The following is a 1,149-nucleotide window of genomic DNA, read 5'->3' on the forward strand; positions in this document are numbered from 1 at the left end:
GCGCCGAGAGCGTGTCGGCCGCGCTGCATGAGGCCGCCGCCGCGCTGGAGATCGGCATGGGTAAGGTCGCCCAGCCGCTGCGCGTGGCCATCACCGGCACCCAGGTCAGCCCGGATATCTCCCACACCGTGTATCTGGCCGGTCGCGATGAAGCGCTCAAGCGCATCGATGCAGCCCTGACCAAGGTCCCCACGACCTGACTTTCCCCGAGGTAGACATGACCGACGCGCACACCTGCACCGCTCCCCACCACCACGTTGAAGACGCGGCGGATTTCATCGCGGTGGTCGAACGGGTGTGCCGCGAGCGCGGATTGCGGCTGACCCCGATCCGCGCCAACGTGCTGCGGCTGATCGCCGAGGCGGGCAAGCCGGTCAAGGCCTACGAACTGCTGGAATGGGTGCGCGAAGGCAAGGGCGTCGGTGCCGACGCCCCGCCCACGGTCTACCGCGCGCTGGATTTTTTGATGGCAAATGGTTTTGTGCACAAGCTGGCCTCGGTCAACTCGTTCGTCGCCTGCCACCATCCCAGCAGCACTCAGCACTCGGTGCCGTTCCTGATCTGCAACCGCTGCCACAGCGCGGTGGAGCTGGAAGACCGCGACATCGTCCGCCAGCTGGAAGAACGCGCCAAGGCGCTGGGCTTCAAACCGCAGGCCCAGACCCTGGAGGTCCACGGCCTGTGCGCCAACTGCGCAGGTTGAGTCCTTACCGCTGTTGATTACTGGAAAGGCCGCACAGTGTGCGGCCTTTTCCTTTCAGCGGTCCGGCGCGGCTCCGGCAGCGAGCAGAACCTCGCGGATGCAGTTGTCCTTAACTGACCGTCGGAAAGTGCCGTATTGCCCTCGTGATATGAGTAGGGGCTTGGAAGGAAGTGAACCGGACCGTGTTCTTGAGTTTCTCGGAAGGCCGAGCTCGGAGCTCGGAACGCCGAGAAAAGGAAAAAGCTTTCGTGCACCGCTGGTGCCCGAGTCACTTTGACCAGCCATGCGGCTGTTGAAGGGCCTTTCTTTGCTTGTGCAAAGAAAAGTAACCAAAAGAGACGCTTATCCAACAACTGGATGGTTGGTCAAGCACACCCGGGACGCATGCCCGCGCTGTGCGTGGGTTCGCCACTGCCGGACGCATTTTTCGACGGCACATCCGGTAA

General features: G+C 62.9%; 1 protein-coding gene and 1 pseudogene. Both read left to right on the plus strand.

Features of this window, described 5'->3' with window-relative positions; translation table 11 throughout:
- Nucleotides 1–200: pseudogene (locus JCM9942_RS16465) on the plus strand (glutamate--tRNA ligase); the annotation flags it as partial.
- A gap of 17 nt (nt 201–217) precedes the next feature.
- On the plus strand, nt 218–703 hold the full coding sequence (locus JCM9942_RS16470; protein WP_054660932.1) for a Fur family transcriptional regulator: 486 nt from the start codon (nt 218–220) through the stop codon (nt 701–703).
- Nucleotides 704–1,149 lie beyond the last annotated feature (446 nt).

Origin of the sequence: Stenotrophomonas pictorum JCM 9942, assembly GCF_001310775.1 — a bacterium.
GTDB lineage: Bacteria > Pseudomonadota > Gammaproteobacteria > Xanthomonadales > Xanthomonadaceae > Stenotrophomonas > Stenotrophomonas pictorum.